The sequence below is a fragment of the Azospirillum lipoferum 4B genome, from assembly GCF_000283655.1.
Classification (GTDB): domain Bacteria; phylum Pseudomonadota; class Alphaproteobacteria; order Azospirillales; family Azospirillaceae; genus Azospirillum; species Azospirillum lipoferum_C.
Genome location: NC_016622.1, coordinates 2880614 through 2897702 on the forward strand (window position 1 = coordinate 2880614; position 17089 = coordinate 2897702).

At 67.2% G+C, this 17089-nt stretch carries 16 protein-coding genes; 2 read left to right on the top strand and 14 right to left on the bottom strand.

Annotation, left to right across the window (positions count from 1 at the left end; genetic code table 11):
* Positions 1-29 precede the first annotated feature (29 nt).
* Positions 30-764, top strand: a complete 735-nt coding sequence (locus tag AZOLI_RS13420) for an SDR family oxidoreductase (RefSeq protein ID WP_014249207.1) — start codon at positions 30-32, stop codon at positions 762-764.
* A 74-nt stretch (positions 765-838) separates the two neighbouring features.
* On the opposite strand, the gene pnp is transcribed toward AZOLI_RS13420, so the two are convergent.
* From pnp to rimP, 10 genes are all read right to left on the bottom strand, one after another.
* Positions 839-2950, bottom strand: coding sequence for a polyribonucleotide nucleotidyltransferase (gene pnp, locus AZOLI_RS13425; protein WP_014249208.1), 2112 nt, complete (start codon positions 2948-2950; stop codon positions 839-841).
* A 351-nt stretch (positions 2951-3301) separates the two neighbouring features.
* Positions 3302-3571 (bottom strand): 30S ribosomal protein S15, encoded by a 270-nt coding sequence (gene rpsO / locus AZOLI_RS13430; RefSeq protein WP_014249210.1) that lies wholly within the window; start codon positions 3569-3571, stop codon positions 3302-3304.
* A 14-nt stretch (positions 3572-3585) separates the two neighbouring features.
* The gene (truB, locus tag AZOLI_RS13435; RefSeq protein ID WP_014249211.1) at positions 3586-4527 is read right to left on the bottom strand and encodes a tRNA pseudouridine(55) synthase TruB; all 942 of its coding nucleotides are present in this window, start codon (positions 4525-4527) and stop codon (positions 3586-3588) included.
* Positions 4517-5110, bottom strand: a complete 594-nt coding sequence (gene rbfA / locus AZOLI_RS13440; protein ID WP_014249212.1) for a 30S ribosome-binding factor RbfA — start codon at positions 5108-5110, stop codon at positions 4517-4519. Before rbfA ends, truB begins: the two co-directional genes overlap by 11 nt.
* A gap of 48 nt (positions 5111-5158) precedes the next feature.
* Positions 5159-5536, bottom strand: a complete 378-nt coding sequence (locus AZOLI_RS13445) for a type II toxin-antitoxin system VapC family toxin (RefSeq protein WP_014249213.1) — start codon at positions 5534-5536, stop codon at positions 5159-5161.
* Positions 5533-5841: a type II toxin-antitoxin system Phd/YefM family antitoxin gene (locus AZOLI_RS13450; RefSeq protein WP_014249214.1), complete on the bottom strand. Its 309-nt coding sequence runs from the start codon at positions 5839-5841 to the stop codon at positions 5533-5535. Before AZOLI_RS13450 ends, AZOLI_RS13445 begins: the two co-directional genes overlap by 4 nt.
* A gap of 122 nt (positions 5842-5963) precedes the next feature.
* On the bottom strand, positions 5964-8825 hold the full coding sequence (gene infB / locus AZOLI_RS13455) for a translation initiation factor IF-2 (RefSeq protein WP_014249215.1): 2862 nt from the start codon (positions 8823-8825) through the stop codon (positions 5964-5966).
* A 21-nt stretch (positions 8826-8846) separates the two neighbouring features.
* A complete protein-coding gene (locus AZOLI_RS13460) occupies positions 8847-9647 on the bottom strand; it encodes an RNA-binding protein (protein WP_014249216.1) in 801 nt (266 codons plus the stop codon).
* 74 nt (positions 9648-9721) lie between these two features.
* A complete protein-coding gene (gene nusA / locus AZOLI_RS13465; RefSeq protein WP_014249217.1) occupies positions 9722-11284 on the bottom strand; it encodes a transcription termination factor NusA in 1563 nt (520 codons plus the stop codon).
* 128 nt (positions 11285-11412) lie between these two features.
* Complete coding sequence (gene rimP / locus AZOLI_RS13470) at positions 11413-11913, bottom strand: ribosome maturation factor RimP (RefSeq protein WP_014249218.1); 501 nt, start codon at positions 11911-11913, stop codon at positions 11413-11415.
* A 277-nt stretch (positions 11914-12190) separates the two neighbouring features.
* On the opposite strand from rimP, the gene AZOLI_RS13475 reads away from it, so the two are divergent.
* Positions 12191-12520, top strand: a complete 330-nt coding sequence (locus AZOLI_RS13475) for an antibiotic biosynthesis monooxygenase family protein (RefSeq protein WP_014249219.1) — start codon at positions 12191-12193, stop codon at positions 12518-12520.
* 27 nt (positions 12521-12547) lie between these two features.
* Here the strand turns inward: AZOLI_RS13475 and trmB are convergent, their stop codons facing one another.
* The 4 genes from trmB to lnt form a co-directional block, all read right to left on the bottom strand.
* A complete protein-coding gene (gene trmB, locus AZOLI_RS13480; RefSeq protein ID WP_014249220.1) occupies positions 12548-13267 on the bottom strand; it encodes a tRNA (guanine(46)-N(7))-methyltransferase TrmB in 720 nt (239 codons plus the stop codon).
* Between the two features lie 108 nt (positions 13268-13375).
* Entirely contained in the window at positions 13376-14545 is a 1170-nt protein-coding gene (gene metK, locus AZOLI_RS13485) for a methionine adenosyltransferase (RefSeq protein ID WP_014249221.1), read from the bottom strand.
* A 237-nt stretch (positions 14546-14782) separates the two neighbouring features.
* Positions 14783-15277: a helix-turn-helix domain-containing protein gene (locus tag AZOLI_RS13490; RefSeq protein ID WP_014249222.1), complete on the bottom strand. Its 495-nt coding sequence runs from the start codon at positions 15275-15277 to the stop codon at positions 14783-14785.
* A 130-nt stretch (positions 15278-15407) separates the two neighbouring features.
* Entirely contained in the window at positions 15408-17060 is a 1653-nt protein-coding gene (gene lnt / locus AZOLI_RS13495; RefSeq protein ID WP_014249223.1) for an apolipoprotein N-acyltransferase, read from the bottom strand.
* Positions 17061-17089: the final 29 nt, after the last annotated feature.

Genomic DNA, 17089 nt, shown 5'->3' on the forward strand with positions numbered 1-17089 from the left:
GGTGGTTGAGGCTCAATCCAGAGGGACTCATGAAAACCATTCTCATCACCGGCGGCGGGCGCGGGATCGGGAAGGCCACCGCTCTGTTGGCCGGCAGCCGCGGCTGGTCGGTCGGCATCAATTATGTCGGCAACGAAGCCGCCGCCCGTGAGACGGCCGATGTGGTGCGGGCGGCGGGCGGGCGGGCAGTGACTCTCCGGGGCGACGTGGCGGTCGAGGCGGATGTCGTCACCATGTTCGAGGCGGCGGAGCAGCAGCTCGGGCCGCTCGACGGCGTGGTGGTGAACGCCGGCATCGTCGCACCATCCTGCCCCTTGACCGAAATGAGCGCTGAGCGGATGCGCCGGGTGTTCGAGGTGAACGTCTTCGGGGCCTATCTGTGTGCGCGCGAGAGTGCACGCCGTCTGGCACCGCGGGGGGCCGGGTCGATCGTTCTGATGTCCTCCGCGGCGGCCCGGCTCGGTTCGCCCTTCGAGTATGTGGACTATGCCGGATCGAAGGCGGCGCTGGACACGTTGACGGTCGGGCTGTCGAAAGAGTTGGGACCGCAGGGTGTCCGCGTCAACGCGATCCGCCCCGGTTTGATCGACACGGAGATCCACGCCAGCGGAGGCCAGCCCGGCCGCGCACAGCGCCTGGGCGTCAACGCTCCGCTCGGGCGGGCGGGGCGGGCAGAGGAGGTGGCCGAGGCCGCAGTCTGGCTGCTGAGCGATGCCGCGTCTTACACGACCGGCGCGATCCTTGACGTATCCGGCGGGCGCTGACGGCACCGCAGAAAGAAAAAAGCCCCAGCTCCTGCGAGCCGGGGCTTTTTCGTTATCCGAACCCTATCGACGGATCACTCCGCCTTTTTGGTAAGGTCTTCGCCGGTGGCCTGATCGACCTGCTTCATCGACAGCTTGACCTTGCCGCGGTCGTCGAAGCCGATGACCTTGACCTTCACCGAGTCGCCCTGCGACACGACGTCCGACACCTTGCCGACGCGCTGCTGCGCCAGTTCGGAGATGTGGACGAGGCCGTCGCGCGAGCCCAGGAAGTTCACGAAGGCGCCGAAATCGACGACCTTCACCACCTTACCGGTGTAGACGACGCCCATCTCCGGCTCGGCGACGATGCCCTTGATCCACTCGATGGCGGCGTCCGACTTCTTCTGGTCGACCGCCGACACCTTGACGGTGCCGTCGTCGTCGATGTCGATCTTGGCGCCGGTCTGCTCCACGATCTCGCGGATCACCTTACCGCCGGAGCCGATCACGTCGCGGATCTTCTCCTTCGGGATGTTGATCACGGTGATGCGCGGGGCGTTCTCGTTGACGCCTTCGCGGGCGCCGGTCAGCGCCTTCGACATCTCGCCCAGGATGTGCAGGCGGCCGTCCTTGGCCTGACCCAGCGCGATCTTCATGATCTCCTCGGTGATCGAGGTGATCTTGATGTCCATCTGCAGGGCGGTGACGCCGACCTCGGTGCCGGCAACCTTGAAGTCCATGTCGCCCAGGTGGTCTTCGTCACCCAGGATATCCGACAGGACGGCGAAGCCGTGGTCTTCCTTGATCAGGCCCATGGCGATGCCGGCGACCGGACGGGCCAGCGGCGCGCCGGCGTCCATCAGCGACAGCGAGGTGCCGCAGACGGTGGCCATCGAGGAGGAGCCGTTGGACTCCGTGACTTCCGACACGACGCGCAGCGTGTAGGGGAAGTCTTCCTTCTTCGGCAGCAGCGGGTGGATGGCGCGCCACGCCAGCTTGCCGTGGCCGATCTCGCGGCGGCCCGGCGAACCCATGCGGCCGGCTTCACCCACCGAATACGGGGGGAAGTTGTAGTGCAGCATGAAGTGCTCGCGGTACTCGCCCTCGAGCGCGTCGATGATCTGCTCGTCCTGGCTGGTGCCCAGCGTGGTCACGACCAGCGCCTGGGTCTCGCCGCGGGTGAACAGGGCCGAACCGTGGGCGCGCGGCAGCACGCCGACTTCCGACACGATCGGGCGCACGGTCTTGGTGTCGCGACCGTCGATGCGGCGGCCGGTCTTCAGGACTGCGCCGCGCAGGATGTCGGCCTCCAGCTCCTTGAACTCGAACCCGATCGACTGTGCGTCGAATTCCTCGGCCAGCGTCTCGAGCGCCTTCGCCTTGGCGGCGCCGACCTTCTCGTAGCGGCTCTGCTTGACCATCTCGGTGTAGGCAGCCTCGACGTCCGACCCGACGGTCTCGCGCAGGCGGGCCTTCAGGGCCTTGCGGTCATAGGCCGGCTCCGGCAGGTCCCACGGCTCTTTGGCGGCTTCCTCGGCCAGATCGATGATCATCTCGATCACCGGCTGGAAGTTGGTGTGGCCGAACATGACGGCGCCCAACATGACCTCTTCGGTCAGCTCCTTGGCTTCCGATTCGACCATCAGAACGCCTTCGGTGGTGCCGGCGACGACCAGATCCAGGTCGCTGTCCTCGACCTCGTCCATGGTCGGGTTCAGAACATACTGGCCGTTCTTGTAACCGACGCGGGCGGCGCCGATCGGACCCAGGAACGGGATGCCGGAAATCGTCAGGGCGGCCGAGGCGCCGACCATCGCCACGATGTCCGGATCGTTCTCCAGATCATGGCTCAGAACGGTGCAGACGACCTGCGTCTCGTTGCGGAAGCCATCGGCGAACAGCGGACGGATCGGACGGTCGATCAGGCGGCTGACCAGCGTTTCCTTCTCGGTCGGACGGCCTTCGCGCTTGAAGAAGCCGCCGGGGATCTTGCCGGCCGCGAACGCCTTTTCCTGGTAATTGACGGTCAGCGGGAAGAAATCGACGCCCGGCTTCGGCGCCTTGGCGGCGACGGCGGTGCACAGGACGGTGGTGTCACCATAGGTGACCATGACCGCGCCGTTGGCCTGACGGGCGATCTTGCCCGTTTCCAGGACCAGCTTGCGCCCGCCCCATTCGATTTCCTTACGATGAACAGTAAACATGGATTCTTTCCTTCCATCCGACACCCTGAAACGGCCGGATTGCCGCCCAAGGCCGGGGCCATCGGTCGTAGGACCCCGCGAGAAAACCGGAGATATGGTGTTCGACAACAGCACTGAACGAATCAAGATAGAGGCGCTGCGGATGCAAAAAAGGCCGGTCCCCGAATGATCGGGCCGGCCTGTCCGTTACGAAACGCTCAAGATCGAGTTTCTATTGCCAATAACCAATGAGGTGTTCCGAAACGATACAGGTGGATGACGGCTGTTGTATTCCCGCTTTACTGCCGGGGAAGCCCCCGGCCGGTGGCCGGCCAGGGGAACCCGAACCCGTCAGCGGGACGGCGTGCCTTATTAGCGACGCAGGCCCAGACGCTCGATCAGAGCGGCGTAGCGCGACTGATCCTTCTTCTTCAGGTAGTCGAGCAGACGGCGGCGCTGACCGACCATCACCAGCAGACCACGGCGGGAGTGGAAGTCCTTCTTGTGGCCCTTCAGGTGCTCCGTCAGGTTGCTGATGCGCTCCGTCAGGATCGACACCTGGACCTCGGGCGAACCGGTGTCGTTGGTGCCGCGGGAAAATTCCTTGATCAGCTCTTGCTTGCGCTCGGGCGTAATCGACATCGGGGTCTCCTAAATCACGTGAGGTTGAGCACGCGCACCGGACGGACCTCCGCCCCCTCGACACGGGCCAACGCCACCGGCGTTCCGCCGAAAAGCGCAATGACGGTGCCATCCCCACCGTCAGCACCCTGAACCGCCATCAGGCGGTCACGATCCTGCCGGGTGAGGAGAGCCACCGTCTGGCCGTGCCTCAGTCGGTGCGCTTCCGCTTCCGTCAGGGCCAGCGCCGGGATGTCGTCCAGCGCGGTCTCGATCGGCAACAGAAGTCGTTCGACGGCCGCACCTTGCTCCATGGCGGCCAGTTCGTCCAGGGAAATCGCGCGGTCCAGCGTGAAGGAGCCGACGCGCAGGCGGCGCAGAAGCCCGACATGGCCGACCGTGCCCAGCGCCTCCGCCAGGTCGCGGGCCAGCGAGCGGACATAGGTGCCCTTTCCGCAATCCACTTCGAACACCGCATGGTCGGCATCCGGTTCCTCGACCAGTTCGAAGCGGTCGATGCGCACGGTGCGGGCGGCCAGATCGACCGCATCGCCTTCGCGCGCGATGTCGTAGGCGCGCTCGCCGTCGATCTTGATGGCGCAGAACTGCGGCGGCACCTGCTGGATCTCGCCCAGGAAGGCGGGCAGGGCGGCACGGATCGCGTCCGTGCTCGGCCGGTGGTCGGAGCGGTCGATCACCGCGCCCTCGCGGTCGTCCGTGGTCGTCCGCTCACCCCAGCGGATGGAGAAGCGGTAGGTCTTGGCGCCGTCCATGGCGTAGGAGACGGTCTTGGTCGCTTCGCCCAGCGCGATCGGCAGGATGCCGGTCGCCAGCGGGTCGAGCGTGCCGCCATGCCCGGCCTTCTCGGCGTTCAGCAGGCGGCGCACCTTCGACAATGCCTGGGTGGAGGTCATGCCCTCGGGTTTGTCCAGCACGACCCAGCCATGGATCGGCGTACCCTTGCGCTTACGAGCCACGACGGCCGCCCCGGCTCTCGTCGTCGCTTTCGCCCTTATCTTCGTCGTCGAGCATGGCCCGGTCGTCGTCGAGGTCGTCGTCCTCATCCGCCTCGTCGGGGCCGAGATCGTCATCCTCGTCCCAGGAATCATCCTCATCCTCGTCATGGTCGTCGTCGCCATTGACGCGGCTCAGGGGATGGCCGCTCAGGTCGCGGGCGACCTCCGGGCTGTGCAGGATGCTGTCGATGCGGTGGGCGTAGTCGAAGGAGGTATCGCCTTCGAAGCTCAGCGTCGGGGCGTGGCGCAGGTTGACCATGCGCGCAACCTGTCCGCGCAGGAAGGCGGCGGCCCGGCGCAGGGCGACCTGCGCCTCCTCCATCCGCTCGCCGCCCAGCGTCGAATAGAAGACGGTGGCGTTGGACAGGTCGGGGCTGATCCGCACCTCGGTGACCGTGACGTTCAGCGAGGCCAGCTCCGGATCGTGGAAATCCCCGCGGCGGAACAGATCGGCAAGCGCGTGGCGCAACTCCTCGCCGACGCGCAGTTGCCGTTGGGACGGGGGCTTGCCGGCGGTGAACGCGCCGCGCTTCTTGCTGGCCATGATACGTGTCTTTCGTCGATGTCTGCTACCCGTGCGGTCCGACGGCGGTCAGGACCAGAGAACGGGCACGTCGTAAAGTCTTATGGTTCGGTCGGCACTCACCAGCGTCAAGCCATCCGCCTGCGCCTGTGCGATCAGCATCCGGTCGAAGGGATCGCCATGGTGCCGGGGCAGGCGGTCCAACCTCTCGATGTGACGGACATCTATGGCAAGGATCGTCAGTCCGTTTTCGACCAGAAGGCGATGGAACCCGGTGGGCAACGTCAACTTTCCGAGACCAACCTTGATGGTGAGTTCCCAGAGCGATGCGATGCTCGCCAGAACGGTGCTGGAGCCGTCGGCGATCACCGTCCGGACGGCAGGGCCGAGCTTCGGGTCGTCGGTGGCCAGCCACAGCAGCACATGGCTGTCGAGCAGCAGCTTCACCCCGGCATTCCTTTCCACTGGTCCGGCCACTCCTCATCCGGAGCGAGACCGTAGAAACTCTTCAACAGGTCGTCCGGCAGCGGAGCGTCGAAATCATCGGCGATCCGGATCTGGCCCTTGGCGAAGCCGAACCGTATCGGTGGCTTTCCGGTCGGAACGCCTTCGGACTGCGCGTATTCGGCGATGGGCACCAGCTTCACCGCCGGCTTTCCGTCGCGAAGGATGACGATCTCTTCGCCATTCTCCACACGGTCGATCAGTTCGGCCATGTGCCCGTCGGCTTCGGATAGCGGAATGCGATCCATAGCGTCACCTCCAGGTAGGCTTCACCACCTTCGTCCGGAAAATGTCCGGAAAACGAACCGCCCGGCCCGCTCCGGTGATCCATCGTAAGATGGGCCGGAATGGGCCGGGCGGGCCGTCGGACTTACAGCTCGCGGGCGATTTCCTCGATCTCGAAGGCTTCGATCTGATCGCCGGCCTGGATGTTGTCGTAGTTCTCGAAGGCCATGCCGCACTCGTAACCCTCGCGCACTTCCTTGACTTCGTCCTTGAAGCGCTTGAGCGTCTTGAGCGTGCCTTCGTGAATGACGACGTTGTCGCGCAGCAGGCGGACGCCGGCGCCACGCTTGACGACACCCTGCGTGACCATACAACCGGCGACCTTGCCGACCTTCGTGATGTTGAACACCTCGCGGATGGTCGCGTAGCCGATGAAGCGTTCCCGCAGCGTCGGAGACAACAGACCGGTCAGCGCCGCCTTCACGTCGTCGATCACGTTGTAGATGATCGAGTAGTAGCGGATTTCGACGCCGTCGCGCTTGGCGAGGTCGCGGGCCTGCGGGTTGGCGCGGACGTTGAAGCCGATGATCATCGCGTTGGACGCATTGGCCAGCGTGATGTCGGACTCGTTGATCGCACCGACCGAGTTGTGCAGGACGCGGACCTTGACCTCGGTGTTCTCGGCCGTGAGCTTCTCCAGCGAGCTGGCAATGGCTTCGATCGAGCCCTGCACGTCGCCCTTGATGACGACCGGCAGTTCCTTGGCCTCGCCGGCCTGGATGCGGCTGAACATGTCCTGCAGCGAACCGCGGGCCGACGCCGCCACCACCGCTTCGCGCTTCTTGCGCTGGCGGAACTCGGCGATCTCACGTGCACGGGCTTCGGACTCGACGACGGTGAAGTCGTCTCCGGCCATCGGCGTGCCGTTCAGGCCCAGGACCTCGACCGGGACGGCCGGGGCCGCCTCGTTGACGTTCTGGCCGCGGTCGTTGATCAGCGCACGGACGCGGCCCCATTCGGCACCGGTCACGAACACGTCACCGACCTTCAGCGTACCGCGCTGGACCAGCACGGTGGCGACCGAACCGCGGCCACGCTCCAGCTTCGCCTCGATGACGACGCCTTCGGCGGCGCGCTCGGGGTTGGCCCGCAGCTCCAGGATTTCGGCCTGGAGGAGGATGGCCTCTTCCAGCTTGTTCAGGTTGCGCTTGGCCTTGGCCGATACTTCGACGTCGAGAACGTCGCCGCCCATCTCCTCGACCACCAGCTCGTGCTGGAGCAGTTCCTGGCGGACGCGCTCCGGCTTGGCATCGGGCAGGTCGCACTTGTTGATGGCGACGATGATCGGAACCTTGGCCGCCTTGGCGTGGCGGATGGCCTCGATCGTCTGCGGCATGACGCCGTCGTTGGCGGCGACCACCAGCACGACCACGTCGGTGACGTTGGCGCCGCGGGCACGCATCTCGGTGAAGGCAGCGTGGCCCGGCGTGTCGATGAAGGTGATCTTCGCACCCGACTCCAGCTGCACCTGATAGGCGCCGATGTGCTGGGTGATGCCGCCGGCCTCGCCGGACACCACGTCGGTCTGGCGCAGCGCGTCGAGCAGCGAGGTCTTGCCGTGGTCGACGTGGCCCATGATCGTGACGACCGGCGGACGTGGGACCAGGATGGCACCCTCTTCCTCGGTGGCACGCAGGCCGATTTCGACGTCGGACTCCGACACGCGGCGGACGCGGTGGCCGAACTCGGTGATGACCAGCTCGGCGGTATCGGCGTCGATGGTCTGGTTGATGGTCGCCATCACGCCCATGCGCATCAGCGACTTGATCACGTCGGCGCCGCGCTCGGCCATGCGGTTGGCCAGTTCCTGGACGGTGATGACCTCCGGCAGGACGACGTCGCGGGTGACCTTCGCGGTCTCCTGACGGCTCATCTGGCGCAGGCGTTCACGCTCGCGGGCACGGCGCACCGCGGCCAGCGACCGGGTGCGGTCGCCGCCATCGTCGCTGAGCGCCTGAGAGACGGTCAGCTTGGTGCCCTTGCGGCGGTCGGCGCCGGCGGGAGCCTTGGCGGCCGGACGGGCCGGAGCGGCCTTGGCCGGGGCGCCACCGCGGCCACCCTTGCGGCGGTTGTCCTCCTCCTCCTCGACGGCGCGGGCCGGCGGGGCGCCGGCGCCCGGCGGGGTACGGCCGGGAGCGGCGTCGCCGGCAGGACGCGCCGAGGCACCGCCGGGGCGCTGATCGCCAGCCGGACGGGCACCGGCGGGACGGGCACCGTCGCGGGCGGCGCCATCGCGGCCACCGTCGCGGCCACCGTCACGGCGGACCGCCGGCTCGGCGTCGCGGCGCTTGGCCTCCTCGGCTTCCTTGCGCTTGGCCTCTTCTTCCTTGCGGCGGCGTTCGGCCTCCTCGGCGATCTTGCGCTCCTCTTCCTGGATGGCGCGCATCTCGTCCAGCTCGCGCTGGCGCAAGGTTTCGGCGTCCAGGATGATCGGCGGCATTTCCGGCTGGGCCGCAGCCGGAGCATCGGCGGGGGCAGGGGCTGCGGCGGCCGTATCGGCCGGAGCGGCTGCCTCTTCGGCGGCGCGTGCGGCGGCCTCGGCGGCGCGCGCTTCGGCGCGGGCCGCTTCTTCCTCGGCCTCGATCCGGCGCTGCTCTTCGAACGCCGCGGCGCCACGAAGTGCACGCAGGCGCGATTCCAGCTCCTCACGGGTCAACTGGCGCCCGGCAGGGGCACCGCCGCCGCGTGGCCGCTGGCCCTGTGCGCCGCGGATGGGCAGGCCCTGGGCAGCTTGACGCGCGGCGGCGCCGCCGTCGGCAACGCCGGGCACGGCGCCCTTTTCAACATGACGCTTGCGCTTGACCTCTACGGTCACCGCTTTTGACCGGCCATGGGAGAAGCTCTGCCGGACCTGGGTCTCGACCGGCTTCTTCGACTCCAGCTTTCCTTTGCTGGCGCCGGTTAGGTGCAAGACTTTCTTCTGGTCCTGGTCGTTGCTGTCGGTCATCGGTTCCCGAATGGTCAGACGTTACATCGCAGGCCGGCCGGCCGTATCGCCGACTCCCAAGCCCTTATCAGAATCCTGGTGCGCATCCCGGTCCCCTTGGGGACCTTTCAGGTCCAGGTGCTCCCGGGGACCTTTCAGCCCCCTCAGTCGTGCCGCATCGCGGGCCAGCCCAGCGGCCAGCCTGCCCCGCGCCACCACGGCATGCACCGCGTGATCGCGCCCGAGCGCCGCGGCCAAGGCCGGGGACTGGAACAGATCGATCACCGGCAGCGACGGCGCAAGCGCCGTCACCTTGCCGCGCTGGTCCAGCGAGCCGTCCGCGGCTTCGACCAGCAGAGCCGGCGGGGGACCCGCACGGCCGACCTGGTTGGCCCTCAACGCCTCGCGCACCTTCTCGTATCCTGCCAGAACGTGGCCGGCACGGCGGGCAAGGCCCAACGCGTGCAGACAACGCCGCTCCAGCAGCCGTTCCAGCCTCTCGGCCAGATCGGGCGGCACTTTCACCGCTCGACGGGCCGCCTTGGCGAAAACGGATTTACCCATGGCCTTCGCCAGGGCATCCCGGTCGGCCGTGACCCAAAGGCCGCGGCCGGGCAGACGTTCCTCCAGGTCGGGAACCACCTCGCCGTCGGGGCCGATCACGAAGCGGATCATGCTCTCCTTCGGCCCGACCGTGCCCGACGCGATGCAGCGGCGCAGAGGCCCCTTCTCGTCGTCGGCCGGCAGGCGGTCCGTCCCGGCACCTTCGTCCTGTGCCAATTCCTGTTCCGGCACCGCATCCGCGGCGGCGGTCGGTGTCCGTTCGTCGTTCCGTTCGGTCATCCGATCGTCATCCGCTCGCGCGGTCCCGAATAATCGTTCCTGTCGGGCGCAGTTCCAACCGGCATTGCTGCCGGTCAGGCCTGCGCGCCCTGACCACCGGCGCTGCCATCCGCCGCAGCAGGGGCCGCGGCGGCGCCGTCCTGTCCCTCACCCTCGAACCAGTGGGCGCGCGCGGCCATGATGATCGCGTTCGCCTCCTCTTCCGAAGGGGCGTCCTTGGCGCCGTCCTTGCTCAGGATCTCGACCAGCTCGTCACCGGCCAGATCGGCCAGATCGTCCAGCGTCTTCACGCCGTTCTCGCCCAGCTTCACCAGCTGCGTGGCGGTGAAACCCGTCAGCTCGGCGACGATGTCCTCGACGCCCAGCTCCAGACGGCGTTCGTTCGCCTGCTCGTCCTGCACTTCGAGGAAGGCGAGGGCGCGCTGCTTCAGCTCGTCGGCGACCGACTCGTCGAAGCCTTCGATCTCGGCCAGTTCTTCGGTCTCGACGAAGGCGATCTCCTCGACCGAGGTGAAGCCTTCGGCGACCAGCAGGTGGGCAATCACATCGTCGACGTCCAGTGCCTGCATGAACAGGGCGGAACGGCTGTGGATTTCCTCCGACCGGCGCTCCGACTCCTCCTGCTCGGTGAGGATGTCGATGTCCCAGCCGGTCAGCATCGAGGCGAGGCGCACATTCTGGCCGCGGCGGCCGATGGCCAGCGACAGCTGGTCGTCGGGCACCACCACCTCGATGCGGCGGTTGTCGTCGTCGAGCACGACCTTGGCGACCTCGGCCGGAGCGAGCGCGTTGACGACGAAGGTCGCCGCCTCGCCCGACCACGGGATGATGTCGATCTTCTCGCCCTGCAGCTCGCCGACGACGGCCTGGACGCGGCTGCCGCGCATGCCGACGCAGGCGCCGACCGGGTCGATGGAGCTGTCGTTGCTGTGGACGGCGATCTTGGCACGGCTTCCCGGATCGCGGGCGACCGCCCGGATCTCGATGATGCCGTCGTAGATCTCCGGCACTTCCTGGGCGAACAGCTTCGCCATGAACATGGGATGCGTGCGCGACAGGAAGATCTGGGGTCCGCGCGGTTCCTCGCGGACATCGTAGATATAGGCGCGCACACGGTCGCCGTTCTTGAAATGCTCGCGCGGCAGCAGCTCGTCCCGGCGCAGGATCGCTTCGGCGCGGCCCAGGTCGACGGTGACGTTGCCGTATTCGACGCGCTTGACCAGACCGTTGACGATCTCGCCGTTGCGGTCCTTGTACTCGTTGAACTGGCGCTTGCGCTCGGCGTCGCGCACCTTCTGCACGATCACCTGCTTGGCGGTCTGGGCGGCGATGCGGCCGAAATCGATCGGCGGCAGCGGGTCGACCAGGAAATCGCCGATCTTGGCGCCGGGCTTTCGGCGCTGGGCGTAGGGCAGGGTGACCTGCGTGGCCTCGTTCTCCACCGTCTCGACCACCTCCAGGTGGCGCGTCAGATGGATGTCGCCGGTCTTGCGGTCGATCCGGGCGCGGATGTCGTGCTCGTGGCCGTACTTGGAGCGGCCGGCCTTCTGAATCGCCTGCTCCATCGCCTCCAGGACTTCGTCCCGGTCGATGTTCTTTTCGCGGGCGACCGCGTCAGCGACTTGCAGCAATTCCATCCGTTACACTTCCTGGCTCGGTCTTGTGTGATGCCGGTCTTGCGTGATGTCCGGTCGGTTCGGCGGGATGTCGGTTCGGCTTCAGGGGGCGGGCATCCTGTCGGCGAGTCCTTGGCGGACCCCGGCCGTCAGTTCTGCGGGCCCTCCTGCTGCTCCTGGCTGGCGCGGATCAACTCGTCCGTCAGCACCAGCTTGGCGCGCAGGATGTTGTCGAACTCCAGCCGGGCCGGTCCCTGTTCGGTGTCGACGCATACAAGGCCGTGCTCGACGCCCTTCAGCATGCCTTTGAAACGCTTGCGGCCATCGATGGCCATGCGGCTCTCCAGCCGGGCTTCGAAGCCGGCGAAGCGCTCGAAATCCTTGAGGCGGGTCAGCGGCCGGTCGATGCCGGGCGAACTGACCTCCAGCGTGTAGGCTTCGCGGATCGGGTCTTCCACGTCCAGCAGGGCGGAGACGGAACGGCTGATGTCGGCGCAATCCTCGACGGTCATGGGCGCGCCGTCGGCGCGCTCCGCCATGATCTGGAGAACCGACCGCTGGCCGCCTGAGATCTGAACGCGCACGACCTCATAGCCCATGGCTTCGACCGACGGCGTGATGATCTGTTCGATGCGACCTGTAGCGTCCATTCCACCTGACCCAAAGCCTGCGGCCGGGATCGAACCGGACGAGGTTTCCACAACAGAAGGTTCAACAAGCGCGCGCTTCCACACGCTCATAAAAAAATAAGTGGGCAAAAGCCCACCCGCAAAGCGTCTCGCCGGCCCGGTTGCCCGGGCCGCCGATCCGTATGGGTTCTCAGAGGGTGAATATAGCCATTCCAACCGATGCCGCAAGCCTTTTCGGGATCGATGCGTTCCTTTACAAGCGGAACTGGTGTCGGCGACGTGCGAGAGGGCCGGAAGAATGATCCTGGAAGCAGCGATTCTCAGTGTCCGGCCGGGCGAACAGGGGGCCTTCGAGCGTGCGATGGCCGAAGCCCGCCCGCTGATCGGAGCCTCGCCCGGCTTCCGGGGCATGGAGGTCCGGCCCTGCCTGGAGGATGGCCGCCGTTACCTGCTGCTGGTGTGGTGGGAGCGTCTGGAGGACCATACCCAGGTTTTCCGAGGCTCCGACCGCTATGCGGAGTGGAAGAAGCGTTTGCATCACTTCTACGACCCGTTCCCGGTGGTGGAGCATTTCGCCGCTCCGCTCGTCGTGCAGCCGGATCCGATGCGGCCGGTCACGCCCGATTGAGGGACTGGCCTGCGGATCGGCCCGGCATCACCGCGGGCGGCGGACGAAGCGCATGAAGACCGGCTTGCGCCCGGCAGCGATGGCCTTCTCCTCATAGCGGGTCGCCGGCCAGTCATCGGGGCGGATGCGCCAGTCCGACGGGCGGCGCGCCGTCCATTCGAAATCGGGATGCTTCACCGTGTGTTCGAGCATCCAGCGCACCAGTCCCATGTCGTCGCTGGCCAGACGCAACTCTGCCCCGTCCTTCAGCACGCGGGCCAGCCGCGGCAGATTCTCCGGCCCGATGAAGCGGCGGTCGGCATGGCGCTTCTTCGGCCACGGGTCGGCGAACAGAACGAAGGCGCGGCCGATGGAGGCGTCGGGCAGGGCATCCAGCAGCGGCCGGGCGTCGTCGGGCTGGATGCGGACGTTGTTCAAGCCCTCGTCCTCGACCATGCCCAGCAGGCCGGCGATGCCGTTGAGGAAGGGTTCGGCGCCGATGATGCCGACATCCGGATGGTGCCCGGCCTGCCAGGCGAGATGATGTCCCATGCCGAACCCGATCTCCAGCCAGACCTCCCGCTTCGGGCCGTCGAACAGGCCGGCCGGGTCCAGCCGGTCGCCGGGCTTCGGCAGCGCGATCTGAAGCTGCGGCAGCAGGGTGTCGATCAGCTCCGTCCGGCGTTTGCGCAGCGGCCGGCCCTTGCGGCGCCCGAACAGGCGGTTGGAGCTTTCGGAAAGGGATCCGGAGGTGCTGTCGTCGGTCATGTCGGAACGCTGCGTGAAAATGAGGAAAGCGCAAAAGAAAGCAGGGGCCGTTTCCAGCCCCTGCCGTCTTTTCCGCATCGGCTGCGGATATTATGCCGCGGAGGCGCCTTAGAGGAAGGCGTTCCGCAGGTCGCCGACCAGATCGGTCTTCTCCCACGAGAAGCCGCCGTCGACCTCCGGCTCGCGGCCGAAATGGCCGTAGGCGGCGGTGCGGGCGTAGATCGGCTTGTTCAGGCCCAGATGCGTGCGGATGCCGCGCGGCGACAGGTCCACCAGCTGCTGCAGCACATCGGACAGACGGTCCTCGTCGACGTTGCCGGTGCCGTGGGTGTCGACATAGACCGACAGAGGCTTCGACACGCCGATGGCGTAGGAGACCTGGATCGTGCACTTCTCCGCCAGTTCCGCCGCGACGACGTTCTTGGCGAGATAGCGGGCGGCGTAGGCGGCCGAGCGGTCGACCTTCGTCGGGTCCTTGCCGGAGAAGGCGCCGCCGCCATGCGGGGCCGCGCCGCCGTAGGTGTCGACGATGATCTTGCGGCCGGTCAGGCCGGCGTCACCGTCCGGTCCGCCGATGACGAAACGGCCGGTCGGGTTGACGTACAGGTTCTTATCGTCGCACATCCAGCCTTCCGGCAGGCAGTTGACGATGTGCGGCAGGACGATCTCGCGCACAGCGTCCTGCTCCAGCCCCTCGGCATGCTGGGTCGACAGCACGATCGCGGTGGCCCGCATCGGCTTGCCGTCGATGTACTGCAGTGTGACCTGGCTCTTGGCATCCGGACCCAGCTGCGGGGCGGCGCCGGAATGGCGCGCCTCGGCCAGCGACTTCAGGATGGCGTGGCTGTAGTAGATCGGCGCCGGCATCAGGGCCGGGGTCTCGCGGCAGGCATAGCCGAACATGATGCCCTGGTCGCCGGCACCCTCGTCCTTGTTGCCGGCGGCGTCGACGCCGACGGCGATGTCGGCGGACTGGGAGTGGACGAAGCACTTGACGTCCATCTTCTCCCAATGGAAGCCGTCCTGCTCGTAACCGATGTCCTTCACCGCGGCGCGGGCGACCTCGACCAGCTGGTCGGCCTTGATGCTGTCGGGGCCGCGGACTTCGCCGGCCAGAACGACCTGATTGGTGGTCGCGAGCGTCTCGACGGCCACACGGGCCTGCGGGTCGTGCGAAAGATAGAGATCGACGATGGCGTCGGAAATGCGGTCGCAGACCTTGTCGGGATGACCTTCCGACACGGACTCGCTGGTGAAGACGTAGTTGAGCTTTGCCACGGGAAACCTCGGCATTCGGCGGCACGCTATTTCATGAGCCGAAACGGCAGACCGGTACAGCGGCCGCAGACACCGGTCCAAAACCGGTTTTGACAAGGAATTCACCCGCGGTCAAGAAGACTACCAGCGGTAAAGCACCGGACCGATCAGCGCACACGCCACACGAAGGGGGAGCGCGGGCGTGCCGCACCATCCCCGTTCGGTGGGTATCGCATGCCGTGCGTCAACCGGCAGGAGTTACTCCGCGGCTTCCGCGACGGCGGCGCTGGCGACCGCTTTCGTCAACTCGAACAGGCGCTTGCGCACCGACGGGTCGCTGATCTTGTAATAGGCGCGAACCAGTTCCAGCGTCTCGCGCTTGGCCATCGGATCGGGCTCGTAGGCGCTGGCGGAGCGTTCGTCCGACGCGCCCGCCTCATCGTCATCCTCGACGCGGGCGGCGGCGGCATCGGCCGGCATGTCGTCGAAGAAGAAGGATACCGGCACGTCGAGCACGCGGCTGAGATCGAACAGACGCGACGCGCCGATGCGGTTGGCGCCGCGCTCGTACTTCTGCACCTGCTGGAAGGTCAGGCCGATGGCCTCGCCCAGCTTCTCCTGGCTCATGCCGAGAAGCGTGCGGCGGAGACGGACGCGGGAGCCGACATGGACGTCGATGGGATTCGGCTTTCCGGTCTTCGGACGGCCAGCACCCGCACGGCGCCCGCGCGGCGCCCCAGTTTCAGTCTGCATCTCGTTTATCCCTGTAACGGTTGTGCAACCTAGTTAAGACATATCCACGTATGCAGTCAAGCCCGCTCCGGTCAAGCCGGTTACACGAAATTGTTCTGCCTGTGGTGGGCTTCTTGCCCGTAATGCTGCGTTACCGGTGATATCGCGAGGCCAAGGCCGCAAGAAAACAGCCCAGAAGCCCTATGCCGAAAATCCAGTCGCCCATGCGGGCATAGGCTGTGACCCCATCCGGAGCTTTCGGCAACGTGGTATCGATGAAACCCCGCTCACCCAGTCCGAGCAAGTGTCTCACACGTCCGTAGGCGTCCACCACCCCGGATATTCCCGTATTCGCCACCCGGACCAGCGGCAGTCCTTCTTCCACGGCGCGGACCCGATTGATGGCGAAATGCTGGTGGGGGCCGGCGGTGCGGCCGTACCAGGCATCGTTGGTCAGGTTCAGCAGCCATTGCGGCCGGTCGGCCGTGTCGACCACCGCGGCGGGGAAGATGCTCTCGTAACAGATCAACGGGCTGAAGGGCGGCAGGCCGGCCGATTGGGCACCGAGATGGAGGGTGCGCGGCCCCGGCCCGGCGGAGAATTCCGCCCCGTTGCCGGCGATGGCGCCGACCGGCAGCCATTGCCGCAGCGGCATGTATTCGCCGAAGGGGACCAGGTGGAACTTGTCGTAGCTGGCGACCGCGGCACCGCTGCCGTCCACCGCGACCATGCCGTTGTAGTAGCGCCGCTCGCCGTCCTCGCCGACGGTGGTGCGCGGCGCACCGGTGATCAGCAGCCCGCCGGGCGGGGTGACGGAGGCCATCGCCTGCCGCACGCGGGCGTCGTCCTCGATGTAGAAGGGGACGGCGGTCTCCGGCCAGATGACGACGGTGGGCGGCGGAGTGGCGGGATCGGCGGGCGGGGCGGCCGACAGGGCGAGGTGACTCTGGAAATTCTGCACCCGCTCGCCGGGCGCCCATTTCAGCCGCTGGTCGATGGCCGCCTGGACCAGCCGCAGCCTGACGCCGGGCACCGGTTCGTCCACCGCGCCCGCCATCCTCCAGGCTCCCCAGCCGCCGAGCGCAGCCAGCAGCGCCAGACCGGCGGCGACTCCGGCCCAGGCGCGGCGCTGCGTGGTGTCGCGGTCGGGCAGGGCGGCGGGCAGCGAGGCCACCAGCACCGTCACCAGCGTCAGGCCATAGATGCCGAACAGCGACACGCTCTGCAGCACCGGCAGCATCCCGACCCAGCCATAGCCGATCAGGTTCCACGGAAAACCGGTGAAGACATGGCCGCGCAGCCACTCCCACAGGCACCAGCAGGCGGCGAACAGCAGCGCGCGCCCCAGCCCGGCGCCGAAGCCGCGGCGGCGCAGCAGGTGGAAGGACAGGGTGGCGCCGCCGCTGAACATCGCCAGCAGGATCGGCAGACCGGCCGCCGACAGCGGCAGGGCCCACCAGAAGCGCTCGATGTCGGTGAACAGCGCGGCGCTGATCCAGTAGAGCCCGAGCAGATGATGGCCGTAGCCGAAGAACCAGCCGACCGCGAAGGCGCCCTTCTTCGTTTCCACCCCGTCCAGCAGCCAGATCAGCCCGGGGAAGGCCAGCAGCAGCACCGGCAGCAGATCGACCGGCGGCAAGGCCAGCGTGGCGAGCCCGCCCAGCGCCATCGCGGCGGCTGCCCGGCGCCATCCGGTCAATGCGGACAGCCGTGCGGAGACACGGCCCAGCCGGGCCGGGACGGGCAGGGTGTCGGTGACGGTCAATGCGGAAACTCCGGCGGCGGCAAGGGCAAGCGGCGCCATAGGTAATATCGCCCGGCGGGAGCGCCAAG